Here is a 16644-nt window from a genome sequence, read left to right as displayed (position 1 = left end):
AAGGATCAGGCGCTGAGTTGCAGCGGTCGGCCGATGTTCAGCCGGAAGCGGCCGCGACCGGTTTTTTCCAGTGCGATCGTCGGGCAGCGCTCGGCAAGGCGGCGTTGCAGCAAAATCAGGCGCGTCTCCAGGTTGTCGCCGAAATCGGGCAGCGGCAGGCGCGGGTCGCGCCGCAGTTCGCGGTTGCAGAAATCGTGGCGACCGTTGTGTGCGTGTTCGTTGAGCAGCATCCACAGGATGCTGCCGGCCACGCCCTTGATGAGGTAGTCGTTGTCGATGAAGACGCTGTGATCGGCGGCGAAGTAGCGCACCGCCAGCGGCGTGCCGGTCGGGCGCGCCGCGGGTTCGTCATGCGCGGGCTCGGCGTCGTCCGGCTCGCACGCGGCCTGCGCAACCAGCGCGGCGAGGTGGCGGGCGTAGACGACCAGTGCATCCTCGTCGGCATGGCTGAAGAAGGCGTCGTGTTCACTTTCGGCGTAGAGCACGCCAAGGAGACGGCCGCCGTGAATGAGGGGGACGGCAATCCGGCTATGCGGATTGGCCAGCACCGGCAGCGGAATACGCGGTTCGGTCGCATGCGTTGCGCGCATCGCCGTCTGGTACGCGTAGTCGCCCGTGCGGTAGTTGATGCGGATGGGAATCCGTTCGCGCGCGGCGACGCCGATGAGGCCTTCGCCGACCTTCACTTCCGCGCCGATCCCGGAATCCGGATAGCCCAGGCTTCCCAGCGCATAGAGTGCGGCGCCGGCCTCGTCCAGCATCAGCAGCAGCGCGTGGCGGATGCCGAAGCCGGAGGTCAATGCTGCGAGTCCTCGATCGGCCAGATCCGACAGATCGGTCGTGTCGCCCAGGCGGTCGAGCGTGCGCCGCAGGCTCAGAAGCGCATCGGACGGCGGCGACGCGGGCGGGATATGGGGATCGACGGATTCGATGTCGAGCACCCGGTAGATGTCCGCACCGCGCAGCACGAACACCTTGTCCATGTGGGTCTGCGCCGCGATGCCGGCGAGCTGCGCCTTCATGTATTCGAACAGCGGACCTGCGGTTTCGGTGCGCATGTAATGCAGCTTGAGCCGGAAGTGGCGGAAGCTTCCGGGTTCGACCACCTGTACCTGTGCGTAAGGATGCGCGAGCACGTTTTCGCGTGTCTTGCTGAAGAACTGATAGGACAGTGCCACGTGTTCGGCGTCGACGTAATGCACCTGCGAGGCATAGGCCACATTCGGCGTGCCGTCCTGGGCGCTGGTGGCAACGACGGCAGGAATCGCGCCGTCGAGGCAGGGGCGCAGCGATTCGAGCGATAGGTTCATGCGCGCGCCAGCACGCGTCCGGCGTCGGGTCCGGGCGTTTGATCGAACACGATTTCCGGCGCGAAGCGCAATGCCACCAGATCGTCCGTGGGCAGGAGAGCGGCCAGTGCCTGTTCCAGCCCCGCGCCGTAGCCCAGCCCCTTCAGTTCGTCGGCGAACGCTGCCACACAGCGTGCGCTGCATGCGCGCTGGGCTGCGCCAGTCGTAGCGCGCGTAGCCGCGGATGCCTTGAGTTGCAGGGTGGCATGGGTGGACGGGCGGCTGACCACCAGCGTAATCCCGCTGCCCGCGTCGAGCGCGTCGATCACTGCGCGCCCGCGGCTGGCCGACAGCAATACCGTCAGCGCACGCCGGTCGCGCGCCACCATCACTCCTTGAGCCCGGCACACGCATGGCCAACCGTCGCGGCCCACCGCGCCGACGTTCATCGACAACGGGCCTTGCAGAAAGACAGTCTGCTCGACGGTCAGCTGCACGCTCATGGCATCAAGTGCGGTACTCCGCGTTGATTTTCACGTAATCGTAGGAGAAGTCGCAGGTCCATACGGTGGCATTCACGGTGCCGCGATTCAGTGCGACGCGCACGGTGATCTCGGCTTCCCTCATCACCGCCGCGCCCTGCGCCTCGGTGTAGCTGGCGGCGCGGCCGCCGTTTTCCGCCACCAGCACGTCGCCGAGCCAGACTTTCAGCGCATTGACGTCGAGGTCCGCCACGCCGGCGTAGCCGATGGCGGCGAGAATGCGTCCGAGGTTGGGATCGCTGGCGAAGAAGGCAGTCTTCACCAGGGGCGAGCGTGCGATGGCATAGGCGATCTGCTTGCACTCGGCGCGGTCGCGCCCCTCTTCGACGGCGATGGTCATGAACTTGGTCGCGCCTTCGCCGTCGCGCGCCATGGCCTGTGCGAGCTCGATGGCGACCTCGCTCAATGCCGCCTTCAGCATGGCGTAATCGGTGCCGGAGGCGGCGGCGATTTCAGTGTTGCCGGCCTGGCCGGAGGCGATGAGGATGAAGCTGTCATTTGTGGAGGTGTCGCCGTCGACGGTGACGCAGTTGAACGACACGTCAGCCACTTCTTTGACCAGTTGTTGCATCAGGGACGCGGCCATCGCTGCGTCGGTCGCGACAAAGCCCAGCATGGTCGCCATGTTGGGGTGGATCATGCCGGAACCCTTGGCGATGCCGGTCACCGTTACCGCCTTGCCGCCGATCGATATCTGGCGCGACGCGCCTTTGGCGACGATGTCGGTGGTCATGATCGCGTGCGCGGCATCGCTCCAGTGATTCGGCGCGAGGTCGGCCTGCGCGGTGGGCAAGGCCGGCAGGATCTTGTCGACCGGCAGCGGTTCCAGGATGACGCCGGTGGAAAATGGCAGCACGTTTTCGGTCGCGCACCCCATCAGCTGTGCCACGGCGTCGCAGGTCTGGCGGGCCCGCTTCAGGCCTTCCTCGCCGGTTCCGGCGTTGGCGTTGCCGGTGTTGATCACCAGTGCGCGGATATTCCCCGTCGCCAGATGCTGCTTGCACAGCGTAACCGGCGCAGCACAGAAGCGGTTTTGCGTGAATACGCCGGCGACCTGGCTGCCGGCAGCGAGCTCGATCAGCGTGATATCGCGCCGCCCCGGCTTTTTGATGCCGGCGGAGGCGATGCCGAGCCGCACACCGGCAACGGGCAGCAGTGAGGCAGGGTCGGGAGCGGTAAGGTTGACGGGCATGGCGGCGGAGTAGGACGGAAAGCCGCTATTTTATGCCGGGCTTGCTGCAAATAGATGGCTGAGTCTTACTGCGCGCGCCCCAGCAGTACGTTCAGCAGGCGGCGGAATCCCGGCCGCCATGGCCACACAGGGTCGAGTTCGATCGAGCGGGCCAGCGCGGCCAGCGCAATCAGCGCAAAGACGAGAAACAGCAATTCCGAGATGAGCTGCCGCGAAGTAAGCATTCCCAGTGGCATGTCCAGAAAGCCAGGAACATAAAACAGACTGGCAAATGCTGAGAAGAGAAAAGCCGGGCCGAGATACATGGTATTCGCAGTCAGGGTTGTTGTAAGGGGAGGGACAGCAATCGTCGTGCCAGGAAATAAACGCCATAAGAAACAATGTGCTGGCTTGTTTGAGCCAACGCGGCGCGGCACGATATGTAAATTAATTCGACAGCTACTTGTCCATGAGCGGGGCGGCCAGCTTGCGCAGGATTTCATGCGACAGCGAGTAGAACTGCGGGGTGGGGCCGAGATCCTCATAGATCGGATCGCCATAGTCGTCTTCGGCAATGATGCGGTTGCCCGGGATGTAGGGCATGGCAACCTCAAGTTCGTCGAGGGCGGCCCGGATCAGGTCGGCTATCAGTTGGGAGTCGCTGCAGTCGGGATACATCACGTGCAGCGCTTCGACGCGGGCGGCATCACGCAATGGCAAGTGAACCGTATAGGTGCGCGCATCCGGGTGCGCATGCCCCTCCTGGCCCCAGCGCTGGATCAATTCGGCGATGCGCATGCGAGTTCCCCAACCAACTTCTTAATGGTTGTGTTATAGCAAAGCGCCCGGCAAGGCAAAGCGGAATTCAGCCTGCCATGCGCCACACGAGCGTGCGATTGTTGGCCGGCATGGCAATGTCCTGTTGCAGAACCAGGTCGTGCGCACGCGCCAGGGCATCCACCGCCTCGAAATCGCGCACGCCCGAAGCCGGGTCGCGTGCCTTGAGCCAGGCGTCGAAGCGGGCATTGCTCTCCGACGTATAGCGGCCGCCGTAGTTGAACGGGCCGTATACCGCCAGGATGCCGCCAGCTTCCAGCACCATGCCCACGCCCGCAAAGAATTTTTCCACTTCGGGCCAGCCCATGATGTGCAGGGTATTGGCGGAAAACACCGCGTCATAGCGGCCGCTGCGCCAGGCGGTGTCGTTGACGTCGAGCGCCAGCGGCGGCAACACATTGGGCAGCGCGGCCTCTTCGAGCCAGGCCTGGATGCCGGGGTGATGCTGCGGCACGTCGGCGGTCTGCCAGACGAGATGCGGCAGGTCGGCCGCAAAATACACGGCATGCTGGCCGGTACCGCTGCCGATTTCGAGCACATGGCGGCGATCGGTGAACAGCGTGCGTAATATCGCCAGAATGGGGTCGCGGTTTTGTACGCAGGACTCGGAGAAAGGTTTGTCGATCAAGGTTGCGGGTCCTAATAACGGTGAAGGCAGGGTGTATTTATACGCTGTTCAGTTCGACCAGCCGTCCGTCTGCCAGCAGCAATGCAGCATGGAGAGGCTTGTCGGGATACAGTTCTGCCAGCAGAGTGCGATATCCCGCCAGCTGAGTGCCGTGGCGCTCAGCCAGTTCGGTGTCGGACAGCGTGCGGCTGTCGTTGCCTGTTTTATAGTCGATCAGCCACACCGAATCGTCGCATTCCACCACGCGGTCGAGCCGTTGCAAGCGTCCGTGGCCATCGAGCAGGGTTAGTTCGTTGTATGCGCGCCGATACTGCGCGGGGTCGAAAAACCGTGTCAGATGCGGCTTTGCCAGCAGCGCGCGGGCGGTGGATTCGATGGCGTCCAGCTGATTTTCGAGTCCCAGATGCGTCGCCAGCGCCGCCAGATCGCGCGGGGTTCCGGGTGGCGCATGGTGCTCCAGGCAGGCGTGAAAGAGTTCGCCGCTTGCCGCGGCCGGGTTCGTCACCGGCGTGCCGACGCGCTGTCCGATTGCCGGGGCGTCGATGCGGATCGGCGGCAGGAGGCGATCCGCTGCCCGCGCGGTTGCGGGGGGCAGGTCGGCCGGCAGGCCCAGGTTCCGCCAGGCAGCATCGACGCGCTGCAGCCAGGCGTTTTTCTCCGCGTCGCCGCTCACGACCAGCGCCTGTTCGGCGCGGGTGAGCGCGACATACAGCAAATTGTCGGATTCGCGCTGCGCCAGTTCTGCTTCTTCCTCGAACCAGGCCTCGCGACATGCGCCGTGCTCCTCCTGTCTGCCGAACAGGGAAAAATGCACCGGCCGCGGTGCTTCGGGAGGCCATGGCGCCAGTACGGCATGGCTCGTTCCTTTCTGGTGGTCGCTGCCGCCCAGTAGCCAGACGATGGGCGCTTCCAGCCCCTTGGCACCGTGGATGGTCAGCAGCCGCACCGCGTTCTCGCCGTCGGCGGCCAGGCCTTCGCCGGGTGCGGCGTCGGCATCATCGACCAGGCTGGCGAGTTCGCGGATGAAGCCGGCCAGCGTGGGATAGCGCCCTGCGTCCTGCGTCAGCGCCAGTTGCATGAAGGCGCGCAGGTTGGCGGCAACCTGCGGCCGCATCGCTTCCGGTACGGCGGCAGCATAGCGTGCTTCGAGATCGCCTTCGAAATAGATGCGGTCGAGCAGGTCGTGCACCGGCAGCGTGCCGCAATGCGTTCGCCAGCGACCGAGCAGGGACGCGGCGCGTGCCAGGGTGGGCGGGCAGTCGGTCTGATGGATCAGGGTGGCCAGTCGTTCCCAGCCGCGTGTTTCGCCCGGCGGTTGCGGCGCGAACACCCGCAGCAGATCCTCGTCGCTACAGCCGAACACCGGACTTTTCAGCACGTGTGCCAGCTTCAGGTCGGCGTGCGGCAGCAGCAGCGTTTCGAGCAGCGCAATCACATCCCGCGCTTCCAGCGCATGCAGCAGGCCGCCGCGGCGCGAGGTGATGAACGGGATACGCGCCGCTTCCAGTTCACGTTCGTACAGGTGCAGGTGGGTACGTTTTCTGACCAGCGCCATGACGTCGCCCGGGCGTGCCGCACGCGGGCTTCCGCCATCCATCACGCCCCAGCGGTCCAGCACTTCGTCGCGCAATACCCGTGCAAACTGCCGTGCTTCCGCGTGCACGGCGCGATCGTCGGCTTCCGGTTGCGGTGTGGTCAGCGGGTTGCGCATAGGACTCCACACGTGGCCGGAGGCCGCGTAGTGGATCGGAGTTCCCGTGTGGGGCAGGCCATCGACCGTGGCGGCTTCGGTTTTTTCCACCTGCACCGGCAGGCTGCGCAGCGCGCCCGGACGGTCGGCGTTCTCCGGCGCGTGGGTGTGGGCGGCAAACCCCGCCACGTCGGCGAATACCGGGTTGATCGCCGCCACCACCGACGGCGCCAGCCGCCGCGTCATATCGGTGCTGAAACGCGGTGCGCCGAAATGCGCGTGCAGGAATTCCGCCGCCGCGTTAAACACCCGCGCCTCGCCGCGGCGGAAACGGTAGATCGCCTGCTTGGGGTCGCCCACCATGAAGACGGTCATGCCGTTGTCGGCGCTGCGTGCTTCGAGCAGCCAGGTCGACAGCGCCTGCCACTGCAGCGGATTGGTGTCCTGGAATTCGTCGAGCAGCAGGTGCCGATAGCGTGCATCCAGCTTCAACGCCAGCGCCGGAGCGTGCTCCTCGCTGGCAAGTAGGCGGCAGGCCTGCCATTCGGCGTCGGCAAAATCGATCACGCCCTGCTGCGACTTGGCGGCCTGATAGGCCGCGATCAGCGCGTGGCCGAGCAGCAGGCCGTGGCGGTTGAGGGCCCAGATACGGATGTCGGCCTGGATCGCAGTCAGGGTCTCGAGCGCGGTTTCCAGCATGTCGAGATCACGCAGATATGTGTCGAACTCCGCCCCGAGTGCTTTTTCCAGTTCCCTGGTTGCCGGCTTCTTGCGCCGCTTGCCTGCCGTCATCAGATGCTTCATCAGCGCGGCATGAGCGTCGTCGGGCGGCAGATCCAGGCTGTGCTGGATTTCCGGCGCACGCGCCTGTTCGCTCTTGCTGCCTTTTTCCAGCGCAAGGCCGATCCGCTTCACACGCGCCACGGTCGATTCGTCGGCCCAGAATGCGGCCACCGGGTCGCTGTCCAGATCGGGGTGCAGCAGCGGGCGCAACTGGCTCAGCGCATAGGCCACCGGATCGGCTTGGCCATCGGTATAGGCCCACCATTCCGTGCGCGCCTGGACGAAGTGTTTCGACAGCGTGCGCAGGCTGTGCTCGCCGATGTCGGCCAGCAGTGTCAGCAGGGCAGCGCCTTCGGCGGTGTCCGGCGCGGCGGCCCAGCGGTTGAGCTGGCGATCGCGCACTTCGTTCAGCAGCTGGCTTTCGCGTTCCAGCAGCGGCGCGCCCCATGGCAATCCGGCTTCCAGCGGCGCGCGTTTCAACAGATCGAGAAACCAGCCGTGAAAGGTCGTCACCGTCGGCCCTGGCTGCGCAGTCAGCACCGTTTCCAGCAGGCTGCGCGCGCGCGGCAGCATCGCGCCGATCTCGGCGTCCGGCACCGCGCGCGCGCGCAGAAATTCGCGCACCGTCGCGTCGTCTTCCAGCGCCAGCATCCGTAGCCATTCATGTAGCCGATCGGTCATCTCCTGCGCCGCCTTGCGCGTGAAGGTGATCGCCAGCAGTTCCGACGGCGCCGCGCCGGCCAGCAGCAGACGCAGCATGCGCGACACCAGGAGCCAGGTCTTGCCGCTGCCGGCGCAGGCCTCCACCACCGCCGAGCGGGCGGGGGATAGGGCAATGGCGTTATCCAGCGGCTCACTCATGCCACATTCCCTTGCGGCATAGCCCGCGCGCTTCGCAGTATGCGCATACGCCGTCGATGCCATGGGCGGGAAGCGTGGCGCCTGCAGCGATGGCCTCGAGCAGGTCGGACAGGCGGCGACTGATGGCCTCGACATCGGTTTCGCCGTCCAGTTCGAGCGGCGCGACAGGCACTTCGTTGATCGGCAGATAGGCGGCAGCGGCTTCGCACAGCCAGGCGTAGAACGGCAGCTGAACGGCTTCGTCCGGTGCCTTGAGTTTTTTCCTGAGGCTCTGCGCGGTGCTGGTCTTGTAGTCAATCACGTAGCGGGCGTCGCCCTTTGCGTCGACGCGATCGACGCGGCCGTGCAGGGTGACTTCGCCGAGGCCGGCAATGGTGTGCGGTACGGCGAAATCGGTTTCGCCGGATTCATAACGCCAACCTGCAGATGCGTGGGCCAGCCAGGCGTCGAGGTAGGCCGGCTGGATTCTTTCCCACTTGCAGCGCCAGGCGGCGGCGGTCCATGCGGGCAGCATGGCGAATTCGGCGGCCGAAATCGCATTCAGCCGGGCCAGCGCGGCGTCGCGTTCAAGCGGCGGATGGCTGTCGTGAAAGGCCTTGAGGATGCGATGCAGCGCGTTACCGTAATCGCTCTTGTCGAGCGCCTCGTCGGCTTCGTCGAGTTCGCGGATGCCGAGCACGCTGCGCGCAAAAAACCGGTAGGGGCAATCGAGCAGGGTCTGGTAGGCGGTGGGCGAATAATGGCGCGGCAGCTGTGCGGCCGATACCGTTGGTGCAGGTTGCACGGATGCGCCGGGCAGCGGACTGCATTGGGTGGGCGGCGCGCCGATGGTTTGTGTCGGCAGGGCCGTGCCCCATGCGGCCTGGTGCAGGGCCTGCAACCGCAGCACCAGCGGGGAGGCGGGGTTGGGCTCGTCGTTGTTCCAGGCTTGCCAGCTCAAGAGGGCGGGCCCTTGGGTCAGCAGTTGCATCAGGTCGGCAGTGGCGGCGAGCGCTTCGTCGGCGGGGGTGGGCAGGCCAAGCTGCATGCGGGTGGCCTGGCTGAACAGGCCGGGGGNGGGGTGGGCGGGCAGATGACGGGCGTCGGCGCCGATCACCGCCACCGCGTCGAACAGACGGCCGCGCGCAGCGGGCAGCGAGGTCAGCACGATGGGACTGGCCACGCTGGCGTCGATGAAGCTTTCCGACTCCAATGCCAGATTGAGCCAGCGCCGCCATTCGCCGAAGCCGTACTTTTCGCCGTCGTCCGCCAGGTCGCGGCGCAGGGTGTCGAGCGTGTCGAGCACGCGCGCGCCGGCGGCGTCGGCCTTGAGGGGCGCAATGGCTTCCAATTTGCCGAGGCTGTCGACGAGGCGGGTAAGCCAGACCGCCAGCGGGGCGCGGGTCTGGGCAAAGCATTGCCGGGCGTCGGCCAGCGTGGCCAGCCAGACGGGAAGCGCGGCGAACTCGTCGTGCGTCAGCCGCCGCATGTCGGCCATGCCTTGGGATATCCCGTGCCGGCGCAGCGCCAGTTCGAACGCGAGCACCTGATCCTGGCGCGCGCCGGGTTCGCCCAGTACGAACGGCGATTTCAGCAGATCCAGCAGTTCGATGTGCGGAAAGTCGCTCGCCACGCATTCCAGCCAGCGGTCGATCACGGCGGCGGCGGCGGTGGTCGACAGCGTCCAGCCGGTCTCGTCGGCCACCAGCACGTCCATGCGCTCGAGCAGCGCACGCACCCGGCGCGCGGTTTCGCGGTCGAGCGCGATCAGCGCGATGCCGTGCCGGCTGGCCTGCAGCTGACCGGCCACCCAGGTGGCGACGGCGCGCGCCTCGGCCTCGAGGTGCGGCGCCGGGCTGAGCGTGATGCGGGCTTGTAGCGGCGAGGCGGGGCAGTGCTGTGCCAGCAGGGCGGCGCGCTCGCGCAGCGGCGGCTCGGTCTCTTGCCAGGCCTGCCGCAGGGCGAAGGCCACGTCATCGCCGGTGTCCTGCTCGAACAGCGTGAGCGGAACATGCTCGGCACAGCGCGCGAGAAACCGTTGTTCGACGGCGGTGAGCATGCCGAGCGCATAGCCATAGACTGGCCGTGGCGCGGCGCGAAGCTGTTCGAACAGGCTGTCGAGTGCACGGGCATAGCGCGCCTGCGGATCGCTGCCGTCGGTATTGAGTGCTTGCCACACGGCCTCGATCAGCGCGGTTTCCCGGTCGAGGGCACCCCCATGCAGCGCGCGGATACGCGATCCGATGGCGTCGCCCAGCCGCGCGGCTGACAGCTCGTCGACCAGCTGCAGGAGTTCATTAGCGAGTGCCCACTTATCGACTGCCCCCAGCCAATCCTGGTGTCGTAGCACACCGTGCAGCCGCGCCAGCCTTCGCGCCTGGGGTTCGGCGCGACCGTTGGCCAGGCTTGTGTCCTTCAGGGTGCTTTCGGCCCAGCTTTTCAGCGGGGTGAGATGTGGCGGGATGAGAACGGGCCGGTCCGCGCCCTTTGCCAAAGCGCGGGCAAGATCGAGTCCGGCGCGATGATTGGGGACGAGTACCGTCAGACCGGACAGATCCGGCAGACGATCAGCATGCTGATCGAGCAGGTGGCGGGCGACAGCGTGCGGCAATGCGCTGCCGCCCAGGGTTGCCAAGCGCGTCAGCGCTCCAAGTACTGGCGCTTGTCCTTGACGCCGGCCCACTCGTCGGCGTCGGGCAGGGGATCCTTCTTCTCGATGATGACTTTCCACGCCTTGGCGAGTTCGGCATTGAGCGCGATGTAGGCGCGCTGGTCGTCGGGTACGTCGTCTTCGGCGAAAATGGCCTCGACCGGGCATTCGGCCACGCACAGCGTGCAGTCGATGCATTCCTCCGGGTCGATGACGAGGAAGTTGGGGCCTTCGTGGAAGCAGTCGACCGGACAGACATCGACACAATCGGTATATTTGCACTTCACGCAGGCGTCGGCTACAACGTATGTCATTCGTAATTACCCAGATGAGTTGATAAATGCCCGGATGCTTGCAGGCGGCAATTTTGATGTAGCATATCGGCACAAAACCGAATTTTCCAGCATTACCATCTTCCCAAACTGCCCAGGCCGTATCCGGCTACCCCTACTTCTACACTAGGAGCTTCACCGATGAGCGAGCATGTTCATTACATATCCGACGATTCTTTCGAACAGGAAGTCCTGCAGGCCGGTGTGCCGGTGCTGGTGGATTACTGGGCGGACTGGTGCGGCCCCTGCAAGATGATCTCACCGATCCTCGACGAAGTCGCCAAGGAATATTCCGGCAAGCTCAAGGTGTGCAAGCTCAACATCGACGAAAACCAGGCCACCCCGCCCAAGTTCGGCATTCGTGGCATCCCCACCCTGATGATCTTCAAGAACGGCAATGTCGAAGCCACCAAGGTCGGCGCCCTGTCCAAATCGCAACTCACCGCTTTCGTCGACAGCAATATCTGACACGTTTCAACCGGACGGCGCATCGGCGCGCCGCCACCTCGCAGTACCGTCCGGCTTCGCTTCTCCCTCACGTCCGGCTCTTTCAAGCGAGCCCACTCAGGCCCACCCCATGCATCTTTCCGAACTCAAGCAGAAACCCATTACCGAGCTTCTCGAGCTTGCCGCCGCCAACGGTATCGACAACGCCAACCGTTTTCGCAAGCAGGAACTGATCTTCACCATCCTGAAAACCCTGGCCAAGCGCGGCGAGAGCATCTACGGCGATGGCGTGCTGGAAGTGCTGCCGGACGGCTTCGGGTTCCTGCGATCGCCGGAGTCCTCGTATCTCGCCAACACCGACGACATCTACGTGTCGCCGTCGCAGATCCGCCGCTTCAACCTGCACACCGGCGACAAGATCGAGGGCGAGATCCGCACCCCCAAGGACGGCGAGCGCTATTCGGCGATGACCAAGCTCGACCTGATCAACGGCGAGCCGCCCGAAGCCAGCAAGAACAAGATCCTGTTCGAGAACCTCACCCCGCTGCATCCGGACAAGCCGCTCAAGCTGGAGCGCGACATCAAGGCCGAGGAAAACATCACCAGCCGTGTGATCGACATCGTCGCGCCGATCGGCAAGGGCCAGCGCGGCCTGCTGGTGGCGCCGCCGAAATCCGGCAAGACGGTGATGCTGCAGCACATCGCGCACGCCATCAGCTCCAACCATCCGGAAGTGGTGCTGTTCGTGCTGCTGATCGACGAACGCCCGGAGGAAGTGACCGAGATGAGCCGCACCGTGCGCGGCGAAGTCGTGGCCTCTACCTTCGACGAACCGGCCAGCCGCCACGTTCAGGTCGCGGAAATGGTGATCGAGCGCGCCAAGCGCCTGGTCGAGCACAAAAAGGACGTGGTGATCCTGCTCGACTCGATCACCCGCCTGGCGCGCGCCTACAACACCGTGCAGCCGGCCTCCGGCAAGGTGCTCACCGGCGGCGTCGACGCCAACGCGCTGCAGAAACCCAAGCGTTTCTTCGGCGCCGCGCGCAACATCGAGGAAGGCGGCAGCCTCACCATCCTCGCCACCACGCTGGTCGACACCGGCAGCCGCATGGACGACGTGATCTACGAGGAATTCAAGGGCACCGGCAACCTGGAAATCCACCTCGACCGCAAGATGGCCGAGAAGCGCCAGTACCCCGCGATCAACGTCAACCGCTCCGGCACCCGCCGCGAGGAGCTCCTGATGCCGCACGACATCCTGCAAAAGGTGTGGGTGCTCAGGAAGCTGCTGTACCCGATGGACGACATGGAGGCGATGGAATTCCTGCTGGACAAGATCCGTGCGACGAAGAACAACAACGAGTTCTTCGATTCGATGCGGCGCGGCTGACGTTATCGGAGAACTGTCGTACCTCTCGCGGGCGAACCCTCTGGCGAGGGGATCCCGTAGCTTGCGCGCCGGACACCACTCCGCTATACTCTCTCGTTCTCCGAATTCAACCCGAAGGAATTGCCATGAAAGCCGGCATTCACCCCAATTACAAAGAAGTCGCCGTCACCTGTTCCTGCGGCAGCACGTTCGTCACCCGCTCCACGCTGGGCAAGGACAAGCTGCACGTCGAAGTCTGCTCGTCCTGCCACCCGTTCTATACCGGCAAGCAGAAGATCGTCGACACTGCGGGTCGCGTCGAGAAATTCCGCCAGCGTTACGGCATGAAGTAAGCAGGCCTGCGCGAAACTGCGTATGCATCCAAAGCGGCTTCGGCCGCTTTTTGCATTTTTGCGGCGCGACGACGGTATCATTTCGTGCGCGCCATCCCGAGAAAGAGGCAGATGTGACGTCCCAAGTGTTTCGCCGTATCGCAGTGACCGCCTTAGGCGTGCTGGCGCTGGCCGGTTGTGCGCACAATCCGGTCAGCGGGGACAGGGACTTCGTGCTGATGTCCGAACAGCAGGAAATCCAGATGGGCGCACAGGCCAACTTGGCGGTGTTGAAGGAATACGCAGCCCTGGATAATCCCGCGCTGCAGGCGTACGTCAACGAAGTGGGCCAGCGGCTGGCAAAACAGAGCGAACGCCCGAACCTGCCCTGGCATTTCACCGTGGTCGACAGTCCCGAGGTCAATGCTTTTGCGCTGCCCGGCGGTTATGTCTATATCACGCGCGGATTGTTGGCGTACCTGAATTCCGAAGCCGAGCTGGCGGGGGTGGTCGGCCACGAAATCGGCCATGTCACCGCACGCCACGGCGTACGCCAGCCAAGCGCGTCCACCGCGGCCGGCCTTGGCGCGGCGCTGGGCTCGATTCTGGTGCCGGGCATGGGCAATCAGGCGGGTTCCGCCCTGCTGCAAACACTGGCGCAAGCCTGGACCGCCGGCTATGGCCGCGAGCACGAACTGGAAGCGGATCGGCTCGGTGCAGCGTATCTGGCGAAAACCGGCTACGACCCGCAGGCGATGATCGACGTCATCAGCGTGCTGAAAAACCAGGAACGGTATTCCGCCGAACAAGCCGCCCGCAGCGGTCACCCGCAGCGGGCCACCTATCACGGGATCTTCGATACGCACCCCAGCAACGATGCGCGCCTCGGGCAGGTGGTGGCCGAGGCGAACAAATACCGCGTGTCCCATCCGCGCGAAGGCCGCAACGACTATCTGCAGAAGCTGCCGGGACTCTATTTCGGCGACAGTCCCGATCAGGGCGTGATCCGCGACAATGCCCTGCTGCATGAGAAACTGGGCCTGGCGATCCAGTTTCCGCCGGACTGGCGCGTGCAGAACCGGCCTGACCGGGTCGTGGTGACCAGCCCCCAGGGCGATGCCCTGCTCGAGCTGGTACAGGGACCGAAGAACGACAATCCGCTGGAGACCGTGCAGAAAGGGGTCAAGCTGGATACGGGCGCGCGCTATGACACCGGTCACCTTGGCGGCTTCCCGGCCGCATTTGCCGCGGGCGCCCAGCAGGGCAAGCCGGCGGTGGTGGCGGTCGTGGTGTTTAACGGCACGCAATACCTGATTGCCGGCATGACGCGGGACACGGCCACCTATGAGCGCGAACGCAGCGCCCTGCGGGCGGCGATCAACAGCTTCCATGCGATCACGCCGGCGGAGAAACTGACGGCCCGGCCTTATGTCCTGCAACTGCTCACGAGCCGCCCCGGCCTGACGATGGCCGCGCTGGCACGGCAGTCTCCACTGGGTGTCGAGGTCGAAGGCCAATTGCGCCTGATGAACGATCTCTATCCTGATGGCGAACCCCGATCGGGCCAGCTTCTCAAAATTGTTCAATAAGCATCCGCTCCCTCTTGCCCGGTTCGGGCTGTTGCTGCTCTGCGCGGCGTGGCTGTTGCCCGGGCTGGTCGGGCACGCGCCCTGGAAAGGCGGCGACGGCGAGCACTTCGTGCAGTTGTGGCTGTTGCTGAAAAGCGGTGCTGCCCCGCAGTTCGTCTCGGCTACGCCTCCCCTGTACTACTGGGTGGCCACCGCCACTGCCTGGCTGACGTCGTCTTTCCTGAGCCTGGCCGATGGCGCACGCCTGGCTTCGGGGCTGTTCATCGCGCTGGCGCTGTTTTTCATCGCACGCACGGCTCGCGCACTGTATGGCGCGGAAACCGCGTGGGCCGCCGCGCTCACCTTGCTGGGCTGCATGGGACTCCTGGTCCGCGGCCATGAACTCAATGCGGCAACCGCGCAGTTCGCCGCCGCCGCGATCATGCTGCACGGCATCGCCACTCTGCCCCAGGGTCCGCGCGGTGGCTGGGCGCTGGGCGCCGGCGCCATCCTGATGCTGCTTGCCGGGGGCGCGGCGGAAGCGGTCTTGTTCCTGCTGTTGGCGATGGGATTGCCGGGCCTGCTCGAAGCCTTCCGTTCGCCGCTGGCACGGCGTGCGCTGACGTGGGGGGTGGGCCTTGCCGTGGCGGCAAGCGCGGCGTGGCTGGCCTACCTGACCACGCAGGCCATTCCGCTCAAGCAGGCGCTCAACCTGCAGCGCTGGCTGGGGGGGGCGCCTTTGCGTCCGGCGTTCTACCTGAGCACTCTCGGCTGGTACGCCTGGCCGGCATGGCCGCTGGCTGCCTGGACGCTCTATCGCGGCCGGCGTCAGTGGCGCACCCCGGGCATCGTGCTACCGGTGGGCGCGCTGCTGGGCCTGCTCGCCCTGTATGTATTCGACACCGATCCCGGCGAGGAACAAGGCCTCATTCTGCTGCTGCCGCTCGCCTTGCTGGGAGCGTCCGGCCTCTATACCCTGCGGCGCGGCGCCGCCTATGCCTTGTTGTGGTTCGGCATCATGCTGTTCGGCTTTCTCGCCCTGGTCCTGTGGGTCTACTGGAGCGCACACGACCTGGGCAGCCCGGCGCGGCTGGCAGCGCGGCTGACCCGATTGGGTATGACGGGCGTGGGCGTGCTGCGTCCGTGGGCGCTCGCGCTGGGCGTCGTCGTCACGCTGGCGTGGGTTGTGTTCCTCGCACGCATTCGCCGTTCGCCGCTGCGCCCGATCCTGGTGTGGACGGCCGGCATGACTTTCAGCTGGGGGCTGCTGATGGCGCTGTTCCAGGCGCCGCTCGACCAGCGCCTCTCCTACGCCAGCGTGGGCGCGGTGCTGGCGGCACGGGTGCCTCCGACGGAATGCATCCAGACCTATCAGGTGCGCAGCCAGCAGCGTCTGCTGCTGGCCTATCACAGCGGGCGCATGCTCGCGCCCGCCGACATCGGCTGCGCCTGGCTGCTGGTGGAGACGCGGCAGCGCGATATCGAGCCGCATATCTCCCCCGACTGGGTCAAGGTGTGGGACGGTGCCCGCCCCGGCGACCGCTCGGATCTTTTCCACCTGTATGGCCACCGCTGACACCCCTGGCATGCAGGACGTGACGGCCGTCATTCTGGCCGGCGGGCAGGGCCGCCGCATGGGCGGCGCGGACAAGGGGCTGGTCGACTATCAGGGCCGTCCGCTGGTCGAATGGGTATTGGCCGTGCTGGCGCCGCAGGTCGGGGAGATCGTCATCAGCGCCAATCGCAATCTCGAGCGTTACGCGGCCTATGGCCGGCGCGTCCTGCCCGACACCCTGCCTGACTATCCGGGCCCGCTGGCGGGCGTCCTGGCGGCGTTGCAGGCGGTGACGACAGACTGGCTGCTGGTCGTCCCATGCGACACGCCGCACCTGCCTGCCGATCTGGCATTTCGCCTGCTGGGCGCGGCACAACTGGAAGGCGTGCCGCTGGCGGTGGCGGAGGACGACGCGCGCATACACCATAGCTGCTTCCTGGTGCATACCGACCAGCGCGAGCATCTGGCCGGTTATCTGGCACGCGGCGAACGCGCGGTGCGTCATTGGCAGGCGGAGCTATCCTCGACCACCGTGCGTTTCGACGCGGCGGCCTTTGCCAACCTCAATCGGCCTGACGATCTCCAGCCCTAGCCCGCTCGTCCATTTTGGA

General features: G+C 65.6%; 15 protein-coding genes. 6 read left to right on the top strand and 9 right to left on the bottom strand.

Annotation, left to right across the window (positions count from 1 at the left end):
* Window positions 1-5 precede the first annotated feature (5 nt).
* From B058_RS0114760 to fdxA, 9 genes are all read right to left on the bottom strand, one after another.
* On the bottom strand, window positions 6-1310 hold the full coding sequence (locus B058_RS0114760) for a GAF domain-containing protein (RefSeq protein ID WP_018509267.1): 1305 nt from the start codon (window positions 1308-1310) through the stop codon (window positions 6-8).
* A complete protein-coding gene (locus B058_RS0114755) occupies window positions 1307-1792 on the bottom strand; it encodes a hypothetical protein (RefSeq protein ID WP_018509266.1) in 486 nt (161 codons plus the stop codon). The genes B058_RS0114760 and B058_RS0114755 overlap by 4 nt, the downstream gene beginning before the upstream one ends.
* Window positions 1793-1796: 4 nt before the next feature.
* Window positions 1797-3023, bottom strand: a complete 1227-nt coding sequence (gene argJ, locus B058_RS0114750) for a bifunctional glutamate N-acetyltransferase/amino-acid acetyltransferase ArgJ (RefSeq protein WP_018509265.1) — start codon at window positions 3021-3023, stop codon at window positions 1797-1799.
* A gap of 65 nt (window positions 3024-3088) precedes the next feature.
* Window positions 3089-3247, bottom strand: a complete 159-nt coding sequence (locus B058_RS0114745) for a hypothetical protein (protein ID WP_245539322.1) — start codon at window positions 3245-3247, stop codon at window positions 3089-3091.
* Window positions 3248-3461: 214 nt separating this feature from the next.
* Complete coding sequence (locus B058_RS0114740) at window positions 3462-3800, bottom strand: hypothetical protein (RefSeq protein ID WP_018509263.1); 339 nt, start codon at window positions 3798-3800, stop codon at window positions 3462-3464.
* Window positions 3801-3867: 67 nt separating this feature from the next.
* Window positions 3868-4467: a DUF938 domain-containing protein gene (locus tag B058_RS0114735; RefSeq protein WP_018509262.1), complete on the bottom strand. Its 600-nt coding sequence runs from the start codon at window positions 4465-4467 to the stop codon at window positions 3868-3870.
* 37 nt (window positions 4468-4504) lie between these two features.
* Complete coding sequence (locus B058_RS0114730; RefSeq protein ID WP_018509261.1) at window positions 4505-7801, bottom strand: UvrD-helicase domain-containing protein; 3297 nt, start codon at window positions 7799-7801, stop codon at window positions 4505-4507.
* Window positions 7794-8771, bottom strand: coding sequence for a RecB family exonuclease (locus B058_RS18535; protein ID WP_425425270.1), 978 nt, complete (start codon window positions 8769-8771; stop codon window positions 7794-7796). The genes B058_RS0114730 and B058_RS18535 overlap by 8 nt, the downstream gene beginning before the upstream one ends.
* A gap of 1649 nt (window positions 8772-10420) precedes the next feature.
* Window positions 10421-10744, bottom strand: coding sequence for a ferredoxin FdxA (gene fdxA, locus B058_RS0114720; RefSeq protein ID WP_018509259.1), 324 nt, complete (start codon window positions 10742-10744; stop codon window positions 10421-10423).
* A 159-nt stretch (window positions 10745-10903) separates the two neighbouring features.
* Here fdxA and trxA point away from each other — a divergent pair, with 159 nt between their 5' ends.
* The 6 genes from trxA (at window position 10904) to mobA (ending at window position 16625) form a co-directional block, all read left to right on the top strand.
* Window positions 10904-11230 carry a thioredoxin TrxA gene (gene trxA, locus B058_RS0114715; protein ID WP_018076670.1) on the top strand — a complete coding sequence of 109 codons (327 nt, stop codon included), beginning with the start codon at window positions 10904-10906 and terminating at the stop codon, window positions 11228-11230.
* Window positions 11231-11339: 109 nt separating this feature from the next.
* Window positions 11340-12599 (top strand): transcription termination factor Rho, encoded by a 1260-nt coding sequence (gene rho, locus B058_RS0114710; protein WP_018509258.1) that lies wholly within the window; start codon window positions 11340-11342, stop codon window positions 12597-12599.
* A 125-nt stretch (window positions 12600-12724) separates the two neighbouring features.
* A complete protein-coding gene (gene rpmE, locus B058_RS0114705; RefSeq protein ID WP_018509257.1) occupies window positions 12725-12931 on the top strand; it encodes a 50S ribosomal protein L31 in 207 nt (68 codons plus the stop codon).
* Window positions 12932-13044: 113 nt separating this feature from the next.
* Window positions 13045-14499: a M48 family metalloprotease gene (locus tag B058_RS0114700; RefSeq protein ID WP_245539321.1), complete on the top strand. Its 1455-nt coding sequence runs from the start codon at window positions 13045-13047 to the stop codon at window positions 14497-14499.
* Window positions 14489-16054, top strand: coding sequence for an ArnT family glycosyltransferase (locus tag B058_RS0114695; RefSeq protein WP_018509255.1), 1566 nt, complete (start codon window positions 14489-14491; stop codon window positions 16052-16054). Before B058_RS0114700 ends, B058_RS0114695 begins: the two co-directional genes overlap by 11 nt.
* The gene (gene mobA, locus B058_RS0114690; RefSeq protein WP_018509254.1) at window positions 16041-16625 is read left to right on the top strand and encodes a molybdenum cofactor guanylyltransferase MobA; all 585 of its coding nucleotides are present in this window, start codon (window positions 16041-16043) and stop codon (window positions 16623-16625) included. The genes B058_RS0114695 and mobA overlap by 14 nt, the downstream gene beginning before the upstream one ends.
* The last annotated feature ends 19 nt before the right edge of the window (window positions 16626-16644 follow it).

The organism is Thiobacillus thioparus DSM 505 (assembly GCF_000373385.1).
Taxonomy (GTDB): Bacteria; Pseudomonadota; Gammaproteobacteria; order Burkholderiales; family Thiobacillaceae; genus Thiobacillus; species Thiobacillus thioparus.
Note: the sequence above shows the minus strand (reverse complement) of the source record. Positions and strands in the feature narration are given on the sequence as shown.

Excerpts from the sequence above, each read along its gene's own strand:
- B058_RS0114730 (WP_018509261.1), bottom strand. The coding sequence starts at position 7,801 with ATGAGTGAGCCGCTGGATAACGCCATTGCCCTATCCCCCGCCCGCTCG.
- B058_RS0114745 (WP_245539322.1), bottom strand. The coding sequence starts at position 3,247 with ATGCTTACTTCGCGGCAGCTCATCTCGGAATTGCTGTTTCTCGTCTTT.
- B058_RS0114755 (WP_018509266.1), bottom strand. The coding sequence starts at position 1,792 with ATGAGCGTGCAGCTGACCGTCGAGCAGACTGTCTTTCTGCAAGGCCCG.
- B058_RS0114740 (WP_018509263.1), bottom strand. The coding sequence starts at position 3,800 with ATGCGCATCGCCGAATTGATCCAGCGCTGGGGCCAGGAGGGGCATGCG.
- B058_RS18535 (WP_425425270.1), bottom strand. The coding sequence starts at position 8,771 with ATGCAACTGCTGACCCAAGGGCCCGCCCTCTTGAGCTGGCAAGCCTGG.
- mobA (WP_018509254.1), top strand. The coding sequence starts at position 16,041 with ATGGCCACCGCTGACACCCCTGGCATGCAGGACGTGACGGCCGTCATT.
- fdxA (WP_018509259.1), bottom strand. The coding sequence starts at position 10,744 with ATGACATACGTTGTAGCCGACGCCTGCGTGAAGTGCAAATATACCGAT.
- argJ (WP_018509265.1), bottom strand. The coding sequence starts at position 3,023 with ATGCCCGTCAACCTTACCGCTCCCGACCCTGCCTCACTGCTGCCCGTT.
- rpmE (WP_018509257.1), top strand. The coding sequence starts at position 12,725 with ATGAAAGCCGGCATTCACCCCAATTACAAAGAAGTCGCCGTCACCTGT.
- trxA (WP_018076670.1), top strand. The coding sequence starts at position 10,904 with ATGAGCGAGCATGTTCATTACATATCCGACGATTCTTTCGAACAGGAA.
- B058_RS0114760 (WP_018509267.1), bottom strand. The coding sequence starts at position 1,310 with ATGAACCTATCGCTCGAATCGCTGCGCCCCTGCCTCGACGGCGCGATT.
- rho (WP_018509258.1), top strand. The coding sequence starts at position 11,340 with ATGCATCTTTCCGAACTCAAGCAGAAACCCATTACCGAGCTTCTCGAG.